The organism is Pseudomonas putida (assembly GCF_028682175.1).
Classification (GTDB): domain Bacteria; phylum Pseudomonadota; class Gammaproteobacteria; order Pseudomonadales; family Pseudomonadaceae; genus Aquipseudomonas; species Aquipseudomonas putida_AD.
In genome coordinates this window covers 1-1,384 of sequence record NZ_JANHKS010000106.1, presented here as the reverse complement: position 1 = coordinate 1,384, position 1,384 = coordinate 1, and the positions used below count along the sequence as shown (strand labels likewise).

Genomic DNA, 1,384 nt, shown 5'->3' with positions numbered 1-1,384 from the left:
CGCGCCAGGTGAAGGACATAAAACGCAGCGCGGCACGCAAGGGCTCAAGCGTGAACGGGTGCAGTTTTAGCAGGCGCTTGGGACGTGGAACGGAATCAGGGCCCTCCTCCATGTAGCGGCGAATGTATTCCCAGAATCCCACCAGTTCAGCGCTACCGCTCATCGGCCGGCCGAGCATCATCATTTCGTCATAGCCAGCGCCGGTCTGCTCGGACATGAAGCCGAGGATCAGCACGCCGCCAATGCCCATGTATTCTTCGTCTTCGGGCTTGACGCCCGCAAACACGGCATCCCACGGCAATGTAACCACGCCGCCAGCGTACGCGGGTCGGTTGATATGGACTTGGCGGGTTTTTCGGTTAAAACGAGCGACTAGGTGGCGATGGGTGAAAAGCTCGGTTCTAATCCAGGTCCAGCAATACTTCCAAAGAAAGTAATTGACTACAAACCAGATGGCGAACGTGAAAACCCCAAAGAAAAACATTCCGACATCCCATGGCTCAACATATGGCGTGCCGAAAATTAAGAAATTAAACGGAGAATAAACAAATACGAAACCAAAGTAAGCATTCAGAACTAGTGCCAAGGAGATAATTCCAAAGGTTATCAACCCTCGCTTATCTTCTTGAAACGCCGCACGTATCTCGACGTAATTTTCAGTGAATGCATATAGGGAATCTGCATCAGTCGGGTAAGCGCTTGCCGCTTCATCCAACGGAAGTTGGTCGTTATCACCCGGTTTAGCCGTAGCAGCCAGGCGCTCGCGTGTGGCTTTATCGCTTTCAGCCATCATTTCATCGGCTTCAGCACGCTTCTCCGCTGACTCCGTCAAACTGTTCCAAGAAAACTTTTCAAATATATACATCAGCTTTCTACCATCTTGTTAAAGGCCATTTCCAACTCGATCAGTTCATCGGCTTCGTTTTTGAACCCCTTGCCAGTTTTATCCTTGCGGAATGCTGATTTTTCACACCACTTTTCAATGGCCTGCGGCTCCAATAGCCAAACCGCGACGCTCACTGCTAACGCGGCCCATGGCAATCTTGCCAACCATCTTTTCATTTTTTTCTCGATTGCATCTTTGGCAAGATATTTCGCAAACAGCTCCAACCGACGCAGCACTGCTAAAAGCAATTCATTGCTGACCCTGCTCATTAACAGCCTCAAATATGGCCCACTACCCGAAATCGCCACGCCCAAGTTTAGAATCGTCATGCCCGCAGCGACGAGAGTTCTTAATGCGTAAGCACTGGCTAGACCAATCCGGTTCTTAAGGGCTTGGTCATAAACGCTAACCCCATCTACAGCCGCCCCAATCACCCCACCGACAGCCCCCAACATTCCGCCATACAACTTCAACCCCGCCCCCCACGCCGACGCAATC

General features: G+C 51.2%; 2 protein-coding genes. Both read right to left on the bottom strand.

Annotated elements, in window-relative coordinates:
* Nucleotides 1–865: DUF6708 domain-containing protein (locus NPS29_RS28645; protein ID WP_274136865.1), on the bottom strand; the 865-nt coding region annotated here is incomplete at its 3' end.
* A partial coding sequence (locus NPS29_RS28640) for a hypothetical protein (RefSeq protein WP_274136864.1) occupies nucleotides 865–1,384 on the bottom strand: 520 nt, incomplete at its 5' end. The genes NPS29_RS28645 and NPS29_RS28640, both read right to left, overlap by 1 nt.